Here is a 22133-nt window from a genome sequence, read left to right on the forward strand (position 1 = left end):
AGCCTAGCAGCGAGCACTCCCCCCTCGAGCGCGGCCCGTCGCCACCCGGACACCGAACGCGTAGACGCGGCTAGAAGCACGCTTCTCCTCCTGCGCACGCGGCTTCGTCGGTCTCGACACACACCTGAGGAGTGCTGCAACCTCAGTAGTTTCCGGGACTTTCGACCTGGAGTATCGCTCATGTGTTCGGTAGTGTGGACTCATGATTACGCAGCACGTCGCCGAGCAGCTGGCCACTGCTGCGCGTGCGTTGCGTGAGTACCCGACGACCACCGATGCGCTGCGGCTGCTGCAGGTCGTGCAGAACGCGATCGATGCGGCGAAGGTCGACCTGGTCGCCGAGATGGCCGAGCACGGCGACCACGAGGCCGAGGGTTGCTCGAGCGTGAAGAACTGGCTGCGCGATCAGCTGCACCTCGACGTCAAGGACGCCTCCCAGCTCAGCAGGTCGGCCCGGACGCTGGACGACATGCCCGAGCTCGCCGACCTCGCCACCGCCGGGGCCATCTCGCTGGACCACGTCGACGCGTTCACCTACGCGAGTCGTCACATCGACCCTGCGGTCGTGGAGGTCTCGATGGACTGGATGCTGGACCTCGCGGCGAAGGCCGAGCCCAAGAAGATGCGCCAGGCGGTCAAGAAGCTCCGCGACGCTGCCCACCCCGACGACCTCGACGAGGCCTGGATCAAGGGCATGGCCAAGCACGACATCAAGCTCTCCGCCGTCGGCGAGGGATTTCATGTCACCGGGTTCCTGTCGTTCGACACCGGCACCAAGCTCAAGACCGTCCTGCAGTCGCTCTCCGCACCCACCTGCGCCGAGGACGACCGCCCCGTCAACGAACGCCGCGTCACCGCCCTCGACCAGATGCTCAGCAGCATCCTCGAATCCGGACTTCCCCAGGACAAGGGCGTCCGACCCCACGTCTCACTGACGCTCGACCTCGCCGACCTCGCCCAGGACGCTGACACCACGACCGCCGACCTCGCCGGCTTCGGGACCATCGGACCGGCCCAGCTCCAGCAGATGCTCTGCGACAGCGCCCTCACGCCGATACTGACCGCCGGCAAGCACTCCGTCCTCGACGTCGGCCGCACCGCACGCCTCGCCACCCCCGCCCAACGCAAGGCCGTCGTCACCCGCCAAGGCGGACGCTGCGGCGGACTCGGCTGCAACGGACCGATCGTGCACGTCCATCACGTCGAGTACTGGTCCCACGGCGGCACCACTGACCTCGCCAACCTCATCGGACTCTGTCCCAGATGCCACGCACTCGTCCACCAGGGCTACTTCAGCATCGACCCCGGCACCCACGAGATCGGCCGCACCCTGCGCACCCACCGCACCGGCAGACACATCCGCATCGCCCGAGCCGGCTGACGCGGGTCCGACCGCCGGCACGAGCCGCCGACACTCAGTCGTCGAGGTCGTCCCAGGAGTCCCCGCCGTCGGGGCTGGTCCAGGCCTCGTCGTCGCCGAGCGCGACGAGGTCCTTCCCGGCGAAGGCCATCGCGAACACGTCCCCCGGGACGTCGAACCGTTCCAACCCCTCCGGTCCGCCGCGGAACCAGGTCTGCTCGTAGCCGATGAGCACCTGGTCGCCGACCGACCAACCGAGGTAGCCGTCGTCGACGCGCTCCGGCAGGTCGATCGAGCGGACCTGGCCGTCCTCGACGACGTGCAGCGTCCGGGCGGAGAACGCCATGTCCGTCGCGGTCGAGTCGACGATCGCCAGCGCGTCGCCGTGCGCCGAGGTCCCCGCGGGGCCGGTGCGCGGCTCGGGAACGTACTCCGTGCCCGACCACTCCTCACCATCGGTCGACCAGCGAACCGAGACCTTCAGCGGCTCGGACTCCACGAGCCAGATCCGCCCGTCCGCGATCTCGACGTCCGGGAGGATCTCCGGGTCGACCTTCGGCAAGGGCACCTCGTGCACCGTGCGCGTCGACGGTCGGTAGAGGGTGACCACCTGGTCGTTGCCGACCAGGACGTCCCCGGGCTCCACGCCGTCGGCCGGCTCGTACCCCTCGAGGACGATCATGCCGTCGGCACCCGTGCCGTTGCGCGTGATCTCGCGCAGCGCACCGTCGGGCTCGACGGTCGTGACCTCGCCGGAGAGGGAGTGGAGCACCGCGTGGTCTCCGACGGCCGTCACCTCCAGGGCTGTGGGGACCAGCTTGGCCACCGGGTCGGCGCCGGGGCGCCGGACCTGCACCGCCGCCTTCTCCGCGTCGCCGCCCTCCTGGTCGTTGATCCCGTAGAGCCGCACCTCGGTGCCGTCGTCCATCTCGGCGATCCCGCTGGGGGCCTCGGCGACCTCGACGACGTCCTCGGCGGTCGCGTCGTCGTCGTACAGGACCTCGTAGTACCGCGTGTCCCGGAAGTCCCCGCTGAGCACCTCGATGCCGACGCCACGGCCGTGGAGCACCACGACGACGGCCGCCACGCCCAGGACCAGCGCGACGAGGACGAGCGGGACGGCGCGGGCTCTCATCGAGCCATGGTGCACCACGGCGCCCGGGAACACCGGAATCGTCCGTCGCGCGCGGCACACTGGCTCCCATGGCCGTCACGACCCGCCCCGCCACCGTCTTCGAGGACGTCCGCACCATGGTCGGCCCCAAGCGACCGGACGCGAACGTCTGCTGGTGCCTGAGCTACCGGCTCAGCTCGTCCAAGGAGAACCGCGAGCTCGCTGCCGAGGCGCGGGGCGAGAAGGTGCGCGAGCTCATGGAGCAGGGGCCACCCGGTGTGCTGGCCTACGACGAGCAGGGCGAGGTCGTCGGGTGGGCCGCCGTGCATCCCCGCGCCGACACGTCGTTCGCGACCAACCGGAGGATCCCGCACGTCGACGACCTCGACGTCTGGTCGATCTGGTGCATCCGCGTCCGTCCCGGCCACCGCAAGCAGGGGATCTCCCACGCGCTGCTGTCCGGCGCGGTGGACCTCGCCCGCGAGCAGCGCGCCCCCGCGGTCGAGGGCTACCCCGTCGACAACCGCGGCGAGAAGGTCGACCTGACCATGGCCTACGTCGGGACGAAGGCGCTGTTCGAGGCCGCCGGATTCACGCAGGCCGCCGAGACCACGTCGACCCTCGCCGGCTTCCCGAGAGTCCTCATGAGGCTCGACCTGCGCTGACCGGCGGAGCCGAGAACGGCGCTACTTCACCAGGCCCTCGGACTTCAGCCAGTCCCGCGCGACGATCGCCGGGTCCTCCCCCTCGACGTCGACCTTCGCGTTGAGCTCGAGCATGACCTCGTTCGTCAGCTTCGACAGCACAGGCGCGAAGATGTCCGCCACCTCCGGATGCTTCTCCAGGAAGGACGTCTTCGCCACGAAGCTCAGGTTGTAGAGGGGGAAGAACTCGCGGTCGTCCTCGAGCACCCTCAGGTCCAGACCCGGGATCCGGCCGTCCGTGGTGAACACCTCGCCGAAGTTGCAGGTCCCGTTGGCGGTCGCCGTGTAGATGACGCCGGTGTCGAGGTTGGTGACCTTGGCGAGGTCGGACTCCGTGAGGTCGTAGGCCTCGAGCATCGGGACGAAGCCGTCGTCGCGCTTGGCGAACTCGCTCTCGACGCAGAAGGTCAGCTCCTCCGGGGGCAGGTCGGCCAGCTGCGACAGCTTGGTGATGCCGAGCTCCTCGCCCTTCTTCTCGGCGATCGCGAAGGCGTACGTGTTGTTCATCGGCGCGTAGGGCAGCCAGGTCAGACCGTTCTTCAGGTCGGCGTCGTACACGGCCTTGTACTGCTGCTCCTCGCCCTTCACGGGCTTGTCGTTGCCGAGGTAGTTGATCCAACCGGTGCCGGTGTACTCCGGCGAGATGTCGACGCGACCGTCGAGCAGCGCCTGCCGGACTCCGAAGCTGCCCGGGGTGTTGCTGAGGTTGGTCACGTCGGCGCCCGCCACGCTGAGCACGGTCGACATCATGTTGCCGAGCACGAGCTGCTCGGTGAAGTCCTTCGCGGCGACGGTGACCGGCACGTCCTCGAGTGACTTCACCGGCTTGATGGTCCCCGGCTCGGCACCGAGCACGGCGCCGGAGGCCGACTGCAGGCCACAGCCGGCGAGGGCCAGGCAGAGGAGCCCGGCGACGGTGCCGACGATCTTCTTGCTGGGGTGCTGACGCATGTCAGCCCACTCCCTTCGGCGCAGCCGCGATCTCCACGAGACGAGCCAGCCAGTCGATGAACAGGGCGAGGGCGGCCACCAGGACCGCCCCGACGACCAGCGTCACGTTCTGCTGGAGCTTGATGCCCGTGGTGATGAGGTCGCCGAGTCCCCCGGCTCCCGTGAACGATGCGAGGGCGGCCGTGCCCACGATGAGCACCAGCGCCGTGCGGACGCCCGCGACGATAACGCGCAGCGCCAGCGGCAGCTCGACCCTCATGAGGGTGCCCAGGGCCGAGACGCCCATCCCCCGCGACGCCTCGACGAGACGCCGGTCGACACCATCGATCCCCGTGACCGTGTTGGCCACGATCGGCAGGATGCCGTAGACCGTGAGGGCGGCGATCGCCCCGGTGCGGCCGACGTCGAAGATCACGGCACCGAGCGCGATGAGCCCGATCGCGGGCGCAGCCTGGCCGAACCCGGCGACGGTGATGATCGGCTTGGAGTAGCGGCGCATCGGCCCGCGCGTGAGCGCGATCCCGAGCGGGATGGCGATCAGGCAGGTGAGCGCGGTGGCGATCAGGCTGATCGTCAGGTGCTGCTGCGTGAGGTCGAGCAGGTTGCCGGCCGTCAGCGAGCGACGCTCGACGTCGGTGATCGAGGCGGTGTTCACGTACACCAGGCAGCCGGCGACCGCGGCGACCACGACGAGCGGCTGCCCGATCCACCGCGCGATCCCCGGTCGGTCGACCGTGACGGTCGGAGTGGCGGCCTCCCCGGCGACGGCCGGAGCGGCGGCGGCGGCGCTCACGGCTCCACCGGACGCGCCTCGGCGGCGGCGCTGCTGATCTGCTGCATCGCCTGCATGATCGTCTCGACCCGGACGACGCCCTGGTAGGAGTTGCGCCGACCGGTCACGACCACCACGCCGTGCGACGACGTGAGCATCTCGTCGAGCGCGTCGTTGAGGGTCGAGGCCGTGCTGACGACCTCGAGGTCACGGTCGCGCGAGATGCCCGTGAGGGAGCCCGCCCGCTCGAGCTCCTTGACCGAGACCCAGCGCTGCGGACGCTGCTGGTCGTCGAGGACGATGACCCACTCACGGCCCTTCGCGCGGGCGTCCTGGATCGCGGCCGCGGCGTCGCCACCGACCTGGGCGACGGCGGCCTCGTGCAGCTCGACGTCGCGCACGCGGGTGAGCGTGAGCTGCTTGAGCGCGGCGCCGTGGCCGACGAAGCCCTCGACGAAGTCGCTGGCCGGTGCGGCCAGGATCGCCTCGGGCGTGTCGTACTGGACGATGCGCGAGCCGACGTCGAGGATCGCGATCCGGTCGCCGAGCTTGACCGCCTCGTCGAAGTCGTGGGTCACGAACACGATCGTCTTGCGCAGCTCCTCCTGCAGCCGCAGCAGCTCGTCCTGCAGGCGCTGACGCGTGATCGGGTCGACCGCGCCGAACGGCTCGTCCATCAGCAGGACGGGCGGGTCGGCGGCCAGGGCGCGCGCCACGCCGATGCGCTGCTGCTGGCCTCCGGAGAGCTCACGCGGGTAGCGGTCGCGGTACTGCGCGGGCTCGAGGTTGACCAGCTCGAGCAGCTCGTCGACCCGGGCCGCGATGCGGTCCTTCTTCCAGCCGAGCAGGCGCGGGACGATCGCGATGTTCTCGGCGACCGTGTAGTGCGGGAACAGTCCCGCGCCCTGGATCACGTAGCCGATGTGGCGGCGCAGGTCGTCGGCGTTGCGGTGCGTGACGTCCTCGTCGCCGATGAAGATCTTGCCGCTGGTCGGCTCGATCAGGCGGTTGATCATCTTCATGGTGGTCGTCTTGCCGCAGCCCGACGGGCCGACCAGCATGACGATCTCGCCGGCGGGGATCTCGATGGTCACGTCGTCGACGGCGGCGTCGGCCTGCCCGCCGTAGCGCTTGGTGACGTTCTCGAGCAGGATCCGCTGGCCGAAGGACCGCCCGGGCTCGGTGTCGGTCTCTGGCGTGGACGGCTGGGTGGTCTCAGACACGGATGCCCCTCGAGGTCGTGACGCGGGTGAGCAGGTTCAGGACGAGGTCGAGCAGGACGGCGAGCACGATGACGCCGAGGGTGCCCGCCAGGATGGAGTTGGTCGCGTTGGCGCCGCCGGTACGGGAGATGCCGGAGAAGATGTAGCCCCCGAGCCCCGGGCCGAGCACGAAGGCGGCGATCGCGGCGATGCCCATGAGCATCTGCCCCGAGACGCGGACACCGGTCATGATCACCGGCCAGGCGAGCGGCAGCTCGAGCCGCACGAGCGTCGTCAGCCGTCCCATGCCCATCCCCCGCGCCGACTCCACGAGAGCCTGGTCGACGCCGGTGAGACCGACGATGACGTTGCGCAGGATGGGCAGGAAGCCGAAGAACACCAGGGCGATGACCGACGGGAAGACGCCGATGCCCACCACGCCGACCAGGAGGCCCAGCAGCGCGTAGGACGGCAGGGTCAGGCCGACCGAGGACAGGGCCTGCGCGATCGACGTCCCGAAGGAGGACCGGTAGGCCAGGACGCCCAGCACGATGGCGAGCAGCGTGGCGATCGCCAACGTCTGCACCACCAGGCTGAGGTGCTGGTAGGCCAGGAACGACAGCACGGACCACCGCTCCTGGACGAACTCGATGAAGCTCACGCGTCGCCTCTCGTCAGGACGAGGGCGGCCGCAAGGACCTCCGGACCCCGTCTCGGTTCCCACGACCGTAGCGACGTGGGACGCATGTGCAACTTAACGCGACATCGTCCGGCCCACCGATGATCTCGAGGTGTGGGCGTGGCGACGGGTCCTTCAGGCGGGGGTGGAGACCTCGAGGATGCGGCTCAGCAGGCCACCGACGAACTTCGGCGACTCGTCCGTCGACAGGTCGGCCGCGAGGTCGACGGCCTCGCTCACGGCCACGGGGCCCGGCACGTCGTCGACGTGGAGGATCTCGTAGACCGCCACGCGCACGATGTTGCGGTCGACGCCGGGCATCCGGTCCAGCGTCCAGCCCCGCGCGTGCTCGGTGATCAGGGAGTCGATGCTCTCCTGGTGCGCGGCCACGCCCTCCACGAGCTGGACCGTGTAGGGGTTGACCGGCGGGTCGTTCGTCTCGAGCCGGGCGGCGAGGGTGCCACCGAGGGGGACGCCCCGCATCTCGGACTCGAAGAGGACGTCGAGCGCCCGCTTGCGGTACTTGGTCCTGGCGCCCATCAGGCCTTCACGCGACCGAGGTAGCCACCGTCGCGCGTGTCCACCTTGATCTTCTCGCCGGAGCCGACGAACAGCGGGACCTGGATCTCGCGGCCGGTCTCCAGGCGAGCGGGCTTGGTGCCGCCGCTGGAGCGGTCGCCCTGCAGGCCCGGGTCGGTGTGCTCGATGAGCAGCTCCACGGAGGCGGGGAGCTCGACGTAGAGCACCCGGCCCTCGTTCGTGGCGACCACGGCGTTCTGGTTCTCCAGCAGGAAGTCGGTGGCCGTGCCCATGGCCTCCGGGGGGATCTCGATCTGGTCGAAGGTCTGCACGTCCATGAACACGTAGCTCGAGCCGTCGTTGTACAGGTACTGCATGTCGCGCTTGTCGACGGTCGCGGTCTCGACCTTGGTACCGGCGTTGAACGTCTTGTCGACGACCTTGCCGGACTCGACGTTCTTCATCTTGGTGCGCACGAAGGCGGGACCCTTGCCGGGCTTGACGTGCTGGAACTCGACGATGGTCCAGAGCTGGCCGTCGATGTTCAGCACCATGCCGTTCTTCAGGTCGTTCGTGGTGGCCATCAGGCGATCTCCAGGAGCTCGGTGGTCAGGTCGGTCAGCACCTCGGGGGTTCCCGGGTCCGCCGACGTGACGAGGACGGTGTCTTCGATGCGCACTCCCCCGCGGCCCGGGACGTAGATGCCCGGCTCCATGGTCAAGGTGGTGCGACTGGCCAGTGTACCGGCGTGCGAGGCGGCGATGAACGGGTCCTCGTGGATCTCCAGGCCCACCCCGTGCCCGAGCCCGGTCGTGAAGTGCTCGAGCCAGCCTGCGTCGGCGAGCACGCCACGCGCGACGGTGTCGGACTCGGCCACCGGACGGCCCTCGCGCAGCACGTCCACACCGGCGGCCTGGGAGGCCCGCACGGCCGCGTGCACCTCCCGCTGCCAGGCGTCGGCGGTGCCGAGCACGACGGTTCGCGTGCAGTCGGCGTGGTAGCCCGAGACGCGGGCACCGAAGTCGGTCTTGAGCAGGTCGCCGGGCTGCAGCACCCGGTCGGTCGGGTGGTGGTGCGGGACCGCCGTGTTCGGGCCGGACGCCAGGATCGTCTCGAACGCGACGGCCTCGGCGCCGAGCTCGAGCATGCGCCACTCGAGGTCACGCGCCACGTCGCGCTCGGTCCGACCCACCAGCGGGCCGGCCCACAGCCCCTCGAGCGCCGCCGTGGAGATCCGGCACGCCTCCCGCAGGGCGGCGACCTCGGTGTCGTCCTTGATGGTGCGAGCGTCCTCCACGAGTCGGCCGGCGGGCACCAGCGTGACCGCCGGGACCGCCTCGACCAGGCGGGCGTGGGCGTCGACGCTGAGCGCGTGCGTCTCGGCCGCCCACGACGTCTGCCCGGACGCGGTGATGCGCTCGGCGGCGACGCCCACGAGGTCGCGGGTGATGACGTGCTCGAGCCCCGGCACCTCCTGCGCGGCCTGGTCCCGGTAGCGACCGTCCGTGAGGAAGACCCCGCTTCCGTCGGCGTGCAGCACGAGCGCACCGTTGGAGCCGGTGAACCCCGTCAGGTACCGCACGTTGACGAGCGTCGTGACGACGAGGCCGTCGCGCCCTGCCTCCGAGAGCGCAGCACCCACCCGACGTCGTCGCCGCGCGAGGTCGTCGGTGCCGGGCGTCGTGCCCAGGGGCCCCGTCATCGGCTCGTGAGCGCGGCGAACGAGTCGCGCAGCGTGGACTCGTCGGGACCGGCCAGGATGGTCGTGCGGCCCAGGTCCTCCAGCACGACGAACCGCAGCTGGTCGCCCCGCGTCTTCTTGTCGAGCCGCATGGCCGCGAGCAACGGGGTGAAGGCCCCGGCCCAGGTGGTCGGCAGCGCGAGCGAGCCGAGCACGTCGCGGTGACGCTGCACGAGGTCGGCGTCGATGAGGTCGTGCCGCTGCGCCAGCTCGGCCACGAAGACCATGCCCACGCTGATCGCCTCGCCGTGCCGCACGGAGTAGTTCTCCTCGCGCTCGATCGCGTGGCCGAGCGTGTGCCCGTAGTTGAGCGCCTCCCGGCCGATCGACGCCTCGTCCTCACGGGATCCACCGGTCTCCCGCAGGTCGCCGGCGACGGTCCGGGCCTTGACCCGGATGCCCTTGGCCACCAGCTCGGCGAGGATCGGCGACGTCGGGTCGAGCACCGTCGCGGCCCCCGCCCCCTCCACCAGCTCCAGGATCGACGGGTCGGCGATGAAGCCGCACTTGACGACCTCGGCCAGGCCGCTGCGCAGCTCGGCCGACGGCAGGTCCGTGAGCAGCTCGAGGTCGCACAGCACGCCGACCGGCTCGTGGAACGCACCCACCAGGTTCTTGCCCGAGGCGGTGTTGATGCCGGTCTTGCCACCCACGGCCGCGTCGACCATGCCGAGGACGGTGGTCGGCAGGTTGATGAACCGCACGCCGCGCAACCAGCTGGCCGCCACGAACCCGGCGAGGTCCGTGGTGGCTCCCCCGCCGAACCCGACGACCACGTCGGACCGCGTGAACCCCGTCGTGCCGAGGACGCCCCAGCAGTACTGCAGCACCTCGACGGTCTTCGCGGCCTCGCCGTCGGGGAGCTCGACGAGGTGCACGTCGACCGTGTCGGTCGCCTGCTCGCTGATCAGCTGGGCGCGCAGCCGGGCTGCACGCTCCCGCAGGACCGCCGGGTGCAGGATCGCCACCCGCCTCACGTCGTCGCCGACGAGCGAGGCCAGGCGGGCCGACGCGCCCGCGCCCACGACGACGTCGTAGGGGGCTGCGGTCTCGACCCTGATGCGGGTGGTCACGGGTGGATCTCCTCCTGGAGGAAGCGTCGGACGAGGTCGGCCACGTCGGCGGGGTCGAGGTCGTCGGTGACGACCGTGTGGACCGCGAGGCCCTGGTACAGGGGGCGCCGGGCGTCGAGCAGGGCCTTCAGCGTGGCGCGCACGTTGCCCAGCAGGAGCGGGCGGTTCGTCCCGAGCCCCACCCGCTGGGCCGCGGCGGTCAGCCCGACGTCGAGGAAGACGACGCGCTCGCCGCGCAGCAGCTCCTGCGTCCTGGGGTGCATCACCGCACCACCGCCGAGCGCCAGCACACCCTCGTGCTCCTCCAGAGCCGTGGCGACCGCCTCTGCCTCGAGCTCGCGGAAGTGCGCCTCGCCTCGCTGGACGAACAGGTCCTGCACGCTGGTCCCGACCGTGGTCTCCACGTCGGCGTCGGTGTCGCGCACCGTGGTGCCGAGCGCCTCGGCCAGCAGCTGGGCCACCGTGGTCTTGCCGGCGCCGGGTGCGCCGATCAGGACGACGACCGGACTCAACGGAACCTCAGGTGGTCGCGGTAGGCCTCGACGTTGCGTCGGACCTCCTCGACCGAGTCGCCCCCGAACTTCTCGGTGATGGCGTCGGCGACCACGAGCGCGACCATGGCCTCGGCCACGATGCCGGCGGCCGGGACGGCGCACACGTCGGAACGCTGGTGGTGGGCACGCGTCTCCTCGCCGGTGGCCACGTCGACGGTCCGCAGGGCCCGCGGCACGGTGGCGATCGGCTTCATGGCGGCACGCACGCGCAGCAGCTCGCCCGTGGTCATGCCGCCCTCGGTCCCGCCGGAGCGGCCGGAGACGCGGCGGATGCCGTCGTCTGTCGGGACGATCTCGTCGTGGGCCAGCGATCCGCGGGTACGGGCCAGCTCGAACCCGTCGCCCACCTCCACGCCCTTGATGGCCTGAATGCCCATGAGGGCACCGGCGAGCCGGGAGTCGAGGCGCCGGTCCCAGTGCGTGTACGAGCCGAGGCCGGGCGGCAGGCCCTCCACGACCACCTCGACGACGCCACCGAGGGTGTCACCGTCCTTGTGGGCCACGTCGATCTCGGCCACCATCGCCTCGCTGGTGGCCGCGTCGAAGCAGCGCACCGGGTCGGCGTCGAGCGCCTCGACGTCCGAGGCGCTCGGCACGAGGCCCGCGGGCGCCGTGACGGTGCCCAGCTCGACGACGTGCGACAGGATCGTGGCGCCGGTGGTCTGCTCGACGAACTTCGCCGCCACCTCGCCGAGCGCGACGCGGGCGGCGGTCTCGCGGGCGCTGGCCCGCTCGAGCACGGGACGGGCCTCGTCGAAGCCGTACTTCTGCATGCCGGCGAGGTCGGCGTGGCCGGGTCGCGGCCGGGTCAGCGGAGCGCCCCGCTTGAGCCCGTCGAGCACCTCGGGGTCGACCGGGTCGGCCGACATGACCTGCTCCCACTTCGGCCACTCGCTGTTGCCGATGCGCAGGGCCACGGGGCTGCCCATGCTGACGCCGTGCCGCAGGCCGCCGATGACCTCGAGCTCGTCGGCCTCGAAGCTCATGCGCGCGCCCCGCCCGTAGCCCAGGCGGCGCCGGGCGAGCGCGTCCTGCACGTCCTTGCTGGTCACGTGCACGCCGGCTGGGAGTCCCTCGAGGATCGCGACGAGCGCGGGTCCGTGGGACTCTCCGGCAGTCAGCCATCGAAGCATGGGGGTCATTCTGTCAGGAGCTGTCGGGCCGGCAGGGAGGGCCTGCCCGGCTGTGCCAGGATGGGGTCGCCCGCTCCCTGGGGGCTCGGACGAGGCTGCCGTACCCGATCAGCGCAAAGACGGCAGGTCAGGAGTCGTCATGAGCTGGATCGTGCTCGTCGGGTCAGGAGTGCTGGAGGCCGTGTGGGCCACGGCCCTCGGTCGCTCGGACGGCTTCAGCCGCCTCGTCCCGAGCCTCGTGTTCGGCGTCGCCCTCGTGCTCAGCATGGTCGGCCTCGCGTGGGCGATGCGTGACCTGCCGACCGGGACGGCGTACGCCGTGTGGGTGGGCATCGGCGCCACGCTCACCGCCGCCTGGGCCATGGCGCAGGGCGACGAGCCGGTGTCCGTGGCGCGGGTCCTGTGCCTGCTGGCCGTGGTGTCCGGGATCGTCGGGCTGAAGCTCACCCACTGACGCGCCGTCAGCGGAGCAGGGCCACCAGCGGCGGGCCGAGGAAGGCCCCCACGACGAGGTACGGTCCGAAGGCGAACGGGTCACGGCGTCCGATCCGTCCCGTGGCGTACAGCCCCAGCCCGACGACGGCGCCCAGGATGAACCCCGCGTAGCCGCCGTACAGCGTCTCGGCGGCACCGAGCGCACCCAGCAGCAAGCCGATCACGCCCGCGATCCGTACGTCGCCGAACCCGAACGGCTGGCTGATCCACCGGCCGAGGGCGTAGATGAGCCGGAAGACCCCGTAGAGCACGAGGTTGCCGATCAGCCCCTTGAGGATGATCGACCGGTCCTGGGCCACGAGCGACGCCAGGCCGACGAGCGCGAGCACCACCACGTGCAGCGGCAGCGTGAGGGCGTAGGGCAGCAGCCGGGTGCGCAGGTCGATGAACGACAGCCACGTGCCGACGCCGGCGAAGACCGCCCAGGCCGGCAGCAGCAGCGGCTCGTCGATGCCGAGCGCGACGACGAGCGCCAGCACCGCCGCGACCAGGGCGAGCGCCGGGGCGAGTCGAGGGCGTCGGGCGAGGTCGACGTAGAGCGGCTTCGGGGGCTCGTCGACCTCGGAGGGGTCCGGCTCCGGCTCGGGCAGCCGGGAGATCACGTGCGGGCCCAGCAGGCCGAGCACCCCCGCACCGACGGCGGTGGCGACGACGTGGAGGGTCTGCACGGCCGCAACCCTAGGGCACGTCGCGCGCGGCCGACAGCTCCGCGAGCGCGGCGTCGCGCAGCACGTCGACCTCGACCCGCGAGCCCGTCATGAGGGCGAGCTGCAGCACGGCCTGGTGGGCCAGGAGGTCGAGCCCGGACACCGCAGCACGGTCGGCCTGCTGCGCCGCGAGCAGCAGGCGGGTCGGCCACGGGTCGTAGACGACGTCGAAGACCGCGGCGGCGGACTCGACCAGCTCGTGCGACCGGGCACCGGCCGCGTCCTCCGGCACCGTGGAGACGAGCAGGTCCGCGACGTCGACGAAGGGGTCGTCGCTCGAGCGCACGACCACCTCGAGCCCGGCCGAACGCGCCGATGCCGCGGTCGTCTCGGCCCGCGCCACGTCGCGGACGACCAGCTCCATCCGGCGGGCACCCAGCCCCACCACGGCGTGGGCGACCGACGACGCCGTGGCACCCGCGCCGAGGACACGCACGAGCGGCACGTCGGCGATGCCGGCCTCCTGCAGCGCAGCGAGCGTGCCGGGCACGTCGGTGTTGTCGGCGCGGACCACGCCGTCGGCCAGCAGCAGGGTGTTCGCCCCACCCGCGGCGGCGGCGACGTCGGAGACGTCGTCCGCCAGCTCGAGCGCGTCACGCTTGTGCGGGGCGGTCACGGCGAGGCCGCGCCACGTGGGGTCGAGGCGCTCGACCCACGCACCGAGTCCCGCCGGCTCGACGTCGACCGCGTCGAACGTCCAGTCCAGGCCGAGCTCGGCGTAGGCCGCACGGTGCATGACCGGCGAGAGGGAGTGCGCGACCGGGTGGCCCACCACCGCACAGCGGCGACGAGCGGGCCGCCCGGTGCGCGGGTCAGCCACCACAGGAGCCGGCGCCGTAGACCTTCTGGCAGTCGGCGTTGTGCTGGGCGAAGTCGGTGTTGAAGATCGTGACGCCCTCCTTGTCGGCGAAGAAGTACAACCAGTCGCCGTCGGCGGGGTTGAGGGCCGCCTCGATGGTCTTCTCGCCCGGTGAGCCGATCGGACCGGGCGGCAGCCCGGTGTTCTGGTACGTGTTGTACTCCGACGGGTTCGCGCGCTCCTCCGGCGTGGTCCACACGTCGCCCTCCCGCTGGCTCACGTACGAGACCGTGGAGTCCAGCTGCAGCGGCATGCCGTCCTCGAGCCGGTTGAAGAGCACCCGGGCCACCTTGGGGTAGTCCTCGTCGCGGGCAGCCTCGTACTCCAGGATGCTCGCCATCGTGAGGACGTCCTCCTTCGACAGCCCGAGGGCCTTGGCACGGGCGTCGATGTCGAGGTCGGCCTCGACCTCGAGGGTCTTCTTGACCATCTGCTGCATCAGCTCGAGCGCCGTGGTGCCGGGCTCGACGGTGTAGGTCGCCGGGAAGAGGTAGCCCTCGGGGTTGCCGTTGGCGCCCTCGGGCAGGCCGAGGTCCTTCGGGTCGTCGAGGACCGCGGTGACCTCGTCCTCGCTGATCTCCGAGCCGGCGGCGATCGCCTTCACGATCTGGCCCACCCGCGAGCCCTCGGGGATGGTGACCTTGCCCTCGACCCGGTTGCCCGCGTCGGTGAGCTCACGCATCGCCCACTCCGCCGACATCTTGCGCCGCAGCTGGTAGAAGCCGGGCTGGATGGTCGCGAAGCGCTCGTCGTTCAGCGAGAGCTGGTAGAACGCCTCGGCGCTGGCCACGACGTCCTGCTTCGCCAGGATCGACGCCATCGCCTGGCCGTCCGACCCGGCGGGGATCTCGACGACGACCTCACCGCTGCCCTGGCCGGAGTAGTCCTCCGGTCCGTTCAGGTACGAGCCGGCCTTGTCCCACACGACCTTGCCGGCGAAGACCAGGCCGGCCAGGACCACGAGCACCAGCAGGATGCGTCCCCAGCGGGGTCCGCGCTTGCGGGGGGCACGCCGGCCGCCGGCCTTGGTGGCGCGTCGCCCACCACTGTCGGCGCCCAGGATGTCGAGTCCGCTGTCACTCACGTCGACCTCAGATCGTCTCGCCCGGGGCCGATCCCCGGGTCCGTTCGGTGTCCAGGGCGGTCTGCAGGATGACCGTGGCCGCAGCCTGGTCGATCACCGAGCGTCGAGACCGCCCTGACCGCCCGCCCTCGCGGAGCAGGCTGTCCGCAGTCATCGTAGACATCCGCTCGTCGAACAGCCGGACAACCGTGGGCGCGACCGTGTCGGCGAGAGCGCGGGCGAACACCCGCACCTTCGCCGCAGCAGGACCCTCGCGCCCGCTCAGCGACACCGGGAGACCGACCACGAGCTCCAGCGCGTCGACCTCGGAGGCGAGGGCGGAGAGCCGGCCGATCGCGTCGGGTCCGGCGGCCACCGTCTCCAGCGGCGTGGCCACGAGCCCGTCGGGGTCGCACACGGCCACGCCGATGCGGACGTCGCCGACGTCGACACCGAGTCGACGTCCCCTCCTCATCGGACCTGCCTCACCGAGAGACCGTCTCGCGCACGGCCTCGACGACCGCCCCGAACGCAGCGTCGATCCCGCCGACGTCGGTGCCTCCGCCCTGCGCGACGTCGGGCTTACCGCCGCCCTTGCCGCCGATGCGCTCACCGACGACCCCCACCAGCGTGTTGGCCGAGAGCCCGCGCTCCTGCGCTGCGGGCGTGACGGCCACGACCACGGAGGGCCGGTCGTTCGCGGTCCCGACGACCACCACCACGGCGGGCCGGTCCTGCAGGCGGCCGCGGACGTCGAGGGCGAGCGACCGGACGTCGCCCCCTCCGACACCCTCGGCACGGTGCGTCACGACGGAGACCCCGTCGACGTCGGCCGCGGCAGCGGCGATGTCGCCGGCCGCTCCCTGGAGCTGCGCGGTCCTGAGCTTCTCGAGCTCCTTCTCGGTGGCCTTGAGCCGTGCCACGAGGTCGCCGACCCGCGCCGGCACCTCCTCCGGCCGCGCCTTGAGCACGTCGGTGAGCTGCAGCACGAGGTCGCGCTCCTTGGCCAGGTACGCGAAGCCCTCGATGCCGGTGAGCGCCTCGATGCGACGGTTGCCGGCGCCGACCGAGCCGTCCGAGGTGATGACGACGGTGCCGATCTGGCTGGACCGCTCCACGTGGGTGCCACCGCAGAGCTCACGCGACCAGGGACCGCCGATCTCGACCACGCGCACCTGCTCGCCGTACGTCTCGCCGAAGAGCGCGAGGGCGCCCCACTCGCGGGCCTCGGGCAGGGTCATGTACTGGGCCGAGACGAGCAGGTCCTCGCGCAGCGCCCGGTTCGACACGTGCTCGACGTCGTGCAGCTGCTCGGGCGACAGCGCCCCGTTCCAACCGAAGTCGAGACGCAGGTAGCCGGGTCGGTTGTACGAGCCCGACTGCAGCGCGGTGGGGCCCAGCACCTCGCGCAGCGCCGCGTGCACGACGTGCGTGCCCGAGTGCGCCTGACGCGCTCCGGTGCGCCACTCCCGGTCGACGTCGGCCGAGACCGTCTCGTCGACGACGAGCTCGCCCTCGAGCACGCGCACCTGGTGGACGACCAGGCCCTTGATCGGCCGCTGCACGTCGAGGACCTCGGCGCTGCCTCCCCCGCCCGACGTCCACGTGATGGTGCCGGCGTCGGCGTTCTGGCCGCCGGACTCCGCGTAGAACGGCGTCCGGTCCAGGACGACCTCGCCCACGCTCCCCGCACCGAGCGCAGGCGTCGCTGCGCCCTCGCTCAGCAGCGCGAGGACCCGAGACTCCGTCGACAGGGTCGTGTACGCCTGCCAGTCGGTCGGACCGTTCGCGTCGAGGGCCGCGCGGTACGCCGTGGTGTCGGCGTGGACGCCCTTCTTGGCCTTCGCGTCGGCCTTCGCCCGGGCCCTCTGCTCGGCCATGAGCGACCGGAACCCCTCGGCGTCGACCGTGAGGCCCTGCTCCTCGGCCATCTCGAGCGTCAGGTCGATCGGGAAGCCGTAGGTGTCGTGCAGCGTGAACGCCGCCGAGCCGGACAGGCCGCTCCCGCCCTCGGCCTTCACCTTCTGCGCCGCGACGTCGAAGATCTGCGTCCCCTTGCCGAGGGTGGACCGGAACGCGTCCTCCTCGGCGTAGGCGACCTGGGAGATGCGGGCGAAGTCGGCCTCGAGCTCGGGGTACGACGCCTTCATCCGGTCCTTGCTGACCGGGAGCAGCTCGGGCAGGGCGGGGTCCTCGTAGCCCAGCAGACGCATGGACCGCACCGCGCGCCGCAGCAGGCGCCGCAGCACGTAGCCGCGCGCCTCGTTGCCGGGGGTCACGCCGTCGCCCATCAGCATGAGCCCGCTGCGCACGTGGTCGGCCACGACCCGGAACCGGACGTCGTCCTCGTGGTTCGCGCCGTAGACCCGTCCGGTCAGCTCGGACGCGCGCTCGATGACGGGGTACACCTCGTCGATCTCGTAGAGGTTCTGCTTGCCCTGCAGCAGGTAGGCGACGCGCTCCAGGCCCATCCCGGTGTCGATGTTCTGGCTCGGCAGCGGGCCCACGACGTCGAACTGGTCCTTGGCGCGGACGTTGGTGATCTCCTCCTGCATGAACACGAGGTTCCAGATCTCCAGGAAGCGGTCCTCGTCGACGACCGGGCCGCCGTCGGGCCCGTGCTCGGGGCCGCGGTCGATGTAGATCTCGCTGCACGGCCCGCCAGGACCGGCGACCCCCATGTGCCAGTAGTTGTCGAGCAGACCCCGGTCCTGGATCCGCTCGTCGGGCAGGCCCGCGACGGACTTCCAGAGCGCGCGGGACTCGTCGTCGCCCTCGAGCACCGTGACCCACACCCGGTCGGCGTCGAAGCCGAAGCCCCCGTCGTCGACGTGGCCGGTCACCAGGCGCCAGGCGTGGGTGATCGCACCTTCCTTGAAGTACTGGCCGAAGCTGAAGTTGCCGTTCATCTGGAAGAACGTGCCGTGCCGCGTGGTCTTGCCGACCTCCTCGATGTCGAGGGTGCGCACGCACTTCTGGACGCTGGTGGCGGTGCCGTAGGGCGGCGTCTCCTGGCCGAGGAAGTACGGCTTGAACGGCACCATGCCCGCGTTGACGAACAGCAGGTTGGGATCGTCCAGCAGCAGCGGGGCCGAGGGCACCACGGTGTGCCCGGCGGCCTCGAAGTGCTCGAGGAATCGGCGCCGGATCTCTGCGGTCTCCATCAGGGGTGGTCTCTCTCGTCGGTGAGCTCGGGGCGGTCCGCGGCTGGTTGGTCCGCGGCCGTGACCTCGAGCGAGGGTCGGGGTGGCGTGATCTGGTCGGCGAGCCGAGACTCGGCGGTGGACATCCCGTCGCGGACCTCGTCGGCGAAGGCCCGCCACCCGGTGCCGAGCGCGGCGGCCTGGTCGATGAGTCCGGGCATCGAGACCCGGTAGGCGGCCCGCCGGGCCTTGGCGCTGGCGTAGACCCCCACGGCCGAGCCGGCGACGAACCAGACGGCGCGGGGCTTCATCGCTCCCCCAGCCACTGGTCCGAGGGCGTCGGCGGTGCCGTGGAGGCGTGGGCCGCACGAGCGGCCCGGCGTCCGGCCCGGAGCCGGTCACGTCGGCGGTTCCTGTACTCCCGGCGCATCAGGGCGCCGATCCGGTCGCGGCTCTCGGGCCTCAGGGCGTGAGCCACACCCTGGACGACCACGGCGAACCGGACCTGCGGTCGGCTGAGCGCGGCCTCGACGACTTGGTCCTGGGTGGGCGGCACGACGACCCGACCCTCGACGACGCGAGGTTCCAGCACCGCGGGCCGCACCGCGAGCGCGGTGGTGTCCTCGTGCTGCGCCGCCGGCGCAGCCGGACGCTGCACCGACGCCGGTCGAGGCGCCGTGTCCTGGTGGGCCGCAGGTCCGGGGGCCGGAGCCACGGCACCGGCCGAGCGGGCGACCCGGCGTGCGGCCACGACCGCCACGACCGCGGCCGCCACGGTCACGACCGCGAGGACCGCGGTGGCGACGAGGACGGCGACGTCGGCGGACATGACCTCGAGGTTACTAGGGACGGGTGCGGCGTCGCCGCGCGCGGGGACGGTCCTGCCACCGGACGGGCCTCAGTACCGAGGGTCGGCGTAGAAGACGATCCGCGACTTCGTCCGCTTGACCACGTGGACGCCGCGGGGGTGCTTCTGGCCACCGCCCGCCGACACGTTGCCCTCGATGGTCCAGACGTGGCTGCTCGAGACCTTGGTGACGATGCCGACGTGCGACGGGGTCCCCTTGCTGAAGTAGCCGATGTACGCCAGCCGTCCGACCTTCGCGGTCTGCGAGGTCCGACCGCGCTTGCGCTCGGCGTCCAGGAGCTTCTTGTACGACGTGGCCTTGATGATCGAGCCGGGCTTGCCCCCGGCGTGCGCGAGCCACGAGACGAAGAACCCGCACCACGGGTCGTAGCGTCCCGTCCGCCCGACCCACTTGTTGTACTTGCTCTTGCGCGGGGACGGCTCGCGGTAGCCGACCTGGGAGCGCGCCACGGCGAGCAGGTCCGCGGCCCCGAGCGTCGACGAGACGGCCGACGTCAGCGTGTCCTGGGCCTTGCTGTTGGTGTAGATCGCGCCGGTACGGAACTGCTGGAGGCATCCGCCCTCGGGCAGACCGCAGCGCACGTCGCCGGTGGGCCCACCCAGGGAGCCTCCTGCACCGCCCCGTGCGGACAGCTCGGACGTCAGTCGTCCCCGGACGACCCACGTGCGGCCGCCGGACTGGATCAGGACGCCCTTCGTGTACCCGCGCCACGACCGACCGCTGCCGGTGTGGGTGCCCGTGCGTCGTTCGCCGAGGAGGAAGGCGAGGGACGCCTCCCGCGACAGCAGCGTCCGCTCCCCCGTGCCGATGCGGACCGTCTGCTTCGCCGAGTAGCGCGTGCCGCTGACCTGCGCGCGGTAGGTCCCGGCGCGACGGTCGGCGGGCGACCAGGTGAACCAGCCGTAGGCGTTGGTCCGCACGGTGGCCACCTTGGTGCGACCCGAGCCGGCGTAGCGGTACAGCGCGACCGTGACACGCGGCTGGGGCTTGCCGGCGGTGGTCAGCACCCGTCCGCGCAGCCAGAAGTTCTCGCGGGTCAGCACCCGGGTCCCGAAGCCGTTGTTGACGAGCAGGCTCACCCAACGACCCGCTTGGACGACGACGGTCGCCTCGGCGGACCGGGATCCGGCATGGGTCCCGGTCTCCTGCAGCTCGGCGCGCAGCCGGTACGTTCCCGCCCGCAGACCGCTGAGGGCGTAGGTCGCGGCACCCGAGGTCCCCGTGGTCACGTCGACCGAGGTGTCGCTCGCACCGTCGGCGACCACCGTCACCCGGGCGCCGGCCAGCGGCTCGCCGTCGGCAGTCACCCGGACGGTCCCGCGTGCAGGCTCCTGGGGCGACGTGGTGCCGGCGGCGCGCTCGAGCACGACCGTCGTGGGGACGAGGTCCGGCGTCGGCGGCGGCTCGTCCGCCTGGGGCGTGGGCTCGGTGTCGTCGATCGTGGCACCCGGCTCGGACGCCTCGGTGGTCCCGGGCTCGGCGGGGACGGCCGCCTCCTCGGGGTCCGACGACTCGTCGCTCGTCGTCGGGGTCGACGCGGGGGGCGAGGTGGGCGGGGCCGGCGTGGACTCCGCGGCGGCAGGGACGACGCCGGCCACGAGCGCCAGCGAGGGCACGAGGCAGAGGACTGCGAGGCGCGCGCGACGGCGGGCGTGAACCATGGAGGTCTCCGAGACAGGACGAGAAGGTTGCCTCACTGTCACACGAGGACGGCACCTGCGCCACTGGTTCGCCGCAGCGGTCCCGTCGAGCCGCTCAACGGTCGCGCAGGATGGCGCGGATGCGCGCGAGTCGCTCGGCGACGGCTGCCTCGGCTCCGTGGCGTCCGGGCTCGTAGTAGTCGCGGCCGTCGACGTCGTCGGGTGCGTACTGCTGGGTGACGACACCGCGCGGGTCGTCGTGCGCGTAGCGGTAGTCGTGCCCGTGGCCGAGCTTCTTGGCACCTGCGTAGTGCGCGTCGCGCAGCGCCGGCGGGACGGCACCCACCCGGCCGGCGCGGACGTCGGTCTGGGCGGCGTTGATGGCCTGGACCACGGCGTTCGACTTCGGGGCCGTGGCCAGGTGGATCACGGCCTGGGCCAACGGGATGCGAGCCTCGGGGAACCCGATCATGGCGACGGCCTGGGCCGTGGCCGTGGCCACGGGCAGCGCCGTGGGGTCGGCCATGCCGATGTCCTCGCTGGCGTGGATCATCAGCCGCCGGGCGATGAAGCGCGGGTCCTCCCCCGCCTCGATCATGCGAGCGAGGTAGTGCAGGGCGGCGTCGACGTCGGACCCGCGGATGCTCTTGATGAAGGCGCTCGTGACGTCGTAGTGCTGGTCACCCTGCCGGTCGTAGCGCACCGCCGCCTTGTCGACCGCGAGCGCCGCGTCGTCGACCGTGACCTCGATGCGACCCTGGCTGAGCGTGGCACCGGCGGCAGCCTCGAGGTAGGTGAGGACACGTCGGCCGTCGCCCCCGGCGAGCCGGACGAGGTGGTCGCGGGCGTCGTCGCTCAAGGAGACCGCCCCACCGAGACCGCGGGGGTCCTCGACCGCCCGGTCGATCATGGTGGCGACGTCGTCGTCGTCGAGCGACTGCAGGGTCAGCAGGAGCGAACGGCTGAGCAGCGGCGAGATGACGCTGAAGTGGGGGTTCTCCGTGGTGGCGGCCACGAGCGAGACCCACCGGTTCTCGACCCCGGGCAGGAGCGCGTCCTGCTGGGCCTTGGAGAAGCGGTGCACCTCGTCGACGAACAGCACGGTCTCGACGCCGTTCTGCAGGGCCCGGCGAGCACCGGCGATGACGTCGCGGACCTCCTTGACCCCCGCCGAGACGGCCGAGACCTCCATGAAGCGCCGGTTCGTGTGGTTGCTGATGAGCGAGGCGATCGTGGTCTTGCCGGTGCCCGGCGGGCCCCACAGCAGGATGGTGAGCGGCTGGTCGCCGTCGATCACCTGCCGCAGGGGCGATCCGGGGGTGAGCAGGTGCTGCTGGCCCACCAGCTCGTCGAGCGTGCGCGGACGCATGCGCACCGCCAGCGGCGCCGAGGAGTGAGCGTTGCCGGCGAGCGAGCCCGACGAGTCGGTTCCGTTCGCCGCCCACGGCCCGGCACCCCCGCCGGACCGCGCCGTCGGACGGTCGTCCGCCGCAGGAAGGTCGAACAGTCCGTCGTCGCTCACCCCACGAGCCTAGTCACCGACGCCGACACCCCC

Annotated in this window: 23 protein-coding genes and 1 riboswitch; of the genes, 3 read left to right on the forward strand and 20 right to left on the reverse strand. The window is 71.7% G+C overall.

The genetic code is table 11. The features are described from left to right. Nucleotides 1-202 precede the first annotated feature (202 nt). Nucleotides 203-1381 carry an HNH endonuclease gene (locus ASF35_RS17105; protein ID WP_055970420.1) on the forward strand — a complete coding sequence of 393 codons (1179 nt, stop codon included), beginning with the start codon at nucleotides 203-205 and terminating at the stop codon, nucleotides 1379-1381. A 34-nt stretch (nucleotides 1382-1415) separates the two neighbouring features. Here the strand turns inward: ASF35_RS17105 and ASF35_RS17110 are convergent, their stop codons facing one another. Continuing rightward, entirely contained in the window at nucleotides 1416-2495 is a 1080-nt protein-coding gene (locus ASF35_RS17110) for a hypothetical protein (RefSeq protein WP_156368085.1), read from the reverse strand. A gap of 68 nt (nucleotides 2496-2563) precedes the next feature. On the opposite strand from ASF35_RS17110, the gene ASF35_RS17115 reads away from it, so the two are divergent. Beyond that, a complete protein-coding gene (locus ASF35_RS17115) occupies nucleotides 2564-3139 on the forward strand; it encodes a GNAT family N-acetyltransferase (RefSeq protein WP_055970424.1) in 576 nt (191 codons plus the stop codon). Nucleotides 3140-3160: 21 nt separating this feature from the next. On the opposite strand, the gene ASF35_RS17120 is transcribed toward ASF35_RS17115, so the two are convergent. The 10 genes from ASF35_RS17120 to aroC all read right to left on the reverse strand — a co-directional run bounded on the left by ASF35_RS17120 (nucleotide 3161) and on the right by aroC (nucleotide 11802). Continuing rightward, nucleotides 3161-4129 carry a glycine betaine ABC transporter substrate-binding protein gene (locus tag ASF35_RS17120; RefSeq protein ID WP_055970425.1) on the reverse strand — a complete coding sequence of 323 codons (969 nt, stop codon included), beginning with the start codon at nucleotides 4127-4129 and terminating at the stop codon, nucleotides 3161-3163. 1 nt (nucleotide 4130) lies between these two features. After that, the gene (locus ASF35_RS17125) at nucleotides 4131-4922 is read right to left on the reverse strand and encodes an ABC transporter permease (RefSeq protein WP_082495585.1); all 792 of its coding nucleotides are present in this window, start codon (nucleotides 4920-4922) and stop codon (nucleotides 4131-4133) included. Continuing rightward, nucleotides 4919-6124, reverse strand: a complete 1206-nt coding sequence (locus ASF35_RS17130) for a betaine/proline/choline family ABC transporter ATP-binding protein (RefSeq protein ID WP_082495586.1) — start codon at nucleotides 6122-6124, stop codon at nucleotides 4919-4921. The genes ASF35_RS17125 and ASF35_RS17130 overlap by 4 nt, the downstream gene beginning before the upstream one ends. Further along, nucleotides 6117-6764, reverse strand: a complete 648-nt coding sequence (locus ASF35_RS17135; RefSeq protein WP_055970427.1) for an ABC transporter permease — start codon at nucleotides 6762-6764, stop codon at nucleotides 6117-6119. Before ASF35_RS17135 ends, ASF35_RS17130 begins: the two co-directional genes overlap by 8 nt. Nucleotides 6765-6917: 153 nt before the next feature. Next, nucleotides 6918-7322 (reverse strand): transcription antitermination factor NusB, encoded by a 405-nt coding sequence (gene nusB, locus ASF35_RS17140; protein WP_055970429.1) that lies wholly within the window; start codon nucleotides 7320-7322, stop codon nucleotides 6918-6920. Beyond that, complete coding sequence (gene efp, locus ASF35_RS17145) at nucleotides 7322-7885, reverse strand: elongation factor P (RefSeq protein WP_055970431.1); 564 nt, start codon at nucleotides 7883-7885, stop codon at nucleotides 7322-7324. The genes nusB and efp overlap by 1 nt, the downstream gene beginning before the upstream one ends. Continuing rightward, nucleotides 7885-9003, reverse strand: coding sequence for a Xaa-Pro peptidase family protein (locus tag ASF35_RS17150; RefSeq protein WP_055970433.1), 1119 nt, complete (start codon nucleotides 9001-9003; stop codon nucleotides 7885-7887). Before ASF35_RS17150 ends, efp begins: the two co-directional genes overlap by 1 nt. Beyond that, on the reverse strand, nucleotides 9000-10115 hold the full coding sequence (gene aroB, locus ASF35_RS17155) for a 3-dehydroquinate synthase (RefSeq protein WP_055970435.1): 1116 nt from the start codon (nucleotides 10113-10115) through the stop codon (nucleotides 9000-9002). The genes ASF35_RS17150 and aroB overlap by 4 nt, the downstream gene beginning before the upstream one ends. Then, entirely contained in the window at nucleotides 10112-10627 is a 516-nt protein-coding gene (locus ASF35_RS17160) for a shikimate kinase (RefSeq protein WP_055970437.1), read from the reverse strand. Before ASF35_RS17160 ends, aroB begins: the two co-directional genes overlap by 4 nt. Further along, nucleotides 10624-11802, reverse strand: a complete 1179-nt coding sequence (gene aroC, locus ASF35_RS17165) for a chorismate synthase (protein WP_055970439.1) — start codon at nucleotides 11800-11802, stop codon at nucleotides 10624-10626. The genes ASF35_RS17160 and aroC overlap by 4 nt, the downstream gene beginning before the upstream one ends. A 64-nt stretch (nucleotides 11803-11866) precedes the next feature. Further along, nucleotides 11867-11931: riboswitch (guanidine-III (ykkC-III) riboswitch) on the forward strand. A gap of 10 nt (nucleotides 11932-11941) precedes the next feature. Here aroC and ASF35_RS17170 point away from each other — a divergent pair. Continuing rightward, entirely contained in the window at nucleotides 11942-12256 is a 315-nt protein-coding gene (locus ASF35_RS17170) for a multidrug efflux SMR transporter (RefSeq protein ID WP_055970441.1), read from the forward strand. Between the two features lie 7 nt (nucleotides 12257-12263). Here ASF35_RS17170 and ASF35_RS17175 read toward each other — a convergent pair whose 3' ends face one another. The 9 genes from ASF35_RS17175 to ASF35_RS17215 all read right to left on the reverse strand — a co-directional run bounded on the left by ASF35_RS17175 (nucleotide 12264) and on the right by ASF35_RS17215 (nucleotide 22100). Further along, nucleotides 12264-12965: an A24 family peptidase gene (locus ASF35_RS17175; RefSeq protein ID WP_055970443.1), complete on the reverse strand. Its 702-nt coding sequence runs from the start codon at nucleotides 12963-12965 to the stop codon at nucleotides 12264-12266. 10 nt (nucleotides 12966-12975) lie between these two features. After that, the gene (locus ASF35_RS17180; protein ID WP_082495594.1) at nucleotides 12976-13824 is read right to left on the reverse strand and encodes a shikimate dehydrogenase; all 849 of its coding nucleotides are present in this window, start codon (nucleotides 13822-13824) and stop codon (nucleotides 12976-12978) included. Further along, entirely contained in the window at nucleotides 13817-14947 is a 1131-nt protein-coding gene (gene mltG, locus ASF35_RS17185; protein WP_055970445.1) for an endolytic transglycosylase MltG, read from the reverse strand. The genes ASF35_RS17180 and mltG overlap by 8 nt, the downstream gene beginning before the upstream one ends. Before the next feature lie 7 nt (nucleotides 14948-14954). Then, nucleotides 14955-15401: a Holliday junction resolvase RuvX gene (ruvX, locus tag ASF35_RS17190; protein ID WP_055970447.1), complete on the reverse strand. Its 447-nt coding sequence runs from the start codon at nucleotides 15399-15401 to the stop codon at nucleotides 14955-14957. Between the two features lie 10 nt (nucleotides 15402-15411). Then, nucleotides 15412-18090, reverse strand: a complete 2679-nt coding sequence (gene alaS, locus ASF35_RS17195) for an alanine--tRNA ligase (protein WP_055970450.1) — start codon at nucleotides 18088-18090, stop codon at nucleotides 15412-15414. After that, nucleotides 18090-18380, reverse strand: a complete 291-nt coding sequence (locus ASF35_RS17200) for a DUF6167 family protein (RefSeq protein ID WP_055970452.1) — start codon at nucleotides 18378-18380, stop codon at nucleotides 18090-18092. Before ASF35_RS17200 ends, alaS begins: the two co-directional genes overlap by 1 nt. Beyond that, nucleotides 18377-18898 carry a hypothetical protein gene (locus ASF35_RS17205; protein WP_055970454.1) on the reverse strand — a complete coding sequence of 174 codons (522 nt, stop codon included), beginning with the start codon at nucleotides 18896-18898 and terminating at the stop codon, nucleotides 18377-18379. The genes ASF35_RS17200 and ASF35_RS17205 overlap by 4 nt, the downstream gene beginning before the upstream one ends. Before the next feature lie 69 nt (nucleotides 18899-18967). Beyond that, a complete protein-coding gene (locus tag ASF35_RS17210) occupies nucleotides 18968-20599 on the reverse strand; it encodes a carboxypeptidase regulatory-like domain-containing protein (RefSeq protein ID WP_055970457.1) in 1632 nt (543 codons plus the stop codon). Between the two features lie 94 nt (nucleotides 20600-20693). Then, nucleotides 20694-22100, reverse strand: coding sequence for a replication-associated recombination protein A (locus ASF35_RS17215; RefSeq protein WP_055970459.1), 1407 nt, complete (start codon nucleotides 22098-22100; stop codon nucleotides 20694-20696). Nucleotides 22101-22133: the final 33 nt, after the last annotated feature.

It is taken from the genome of Aeromicrobium sp. Leaf291, assembly GCF_001423365.1.
GTDB lineage: Bacteria > Actinomycetota > Actinomycetes > Propionibacteriales > Nocardioidaceae > Aeromicrobium.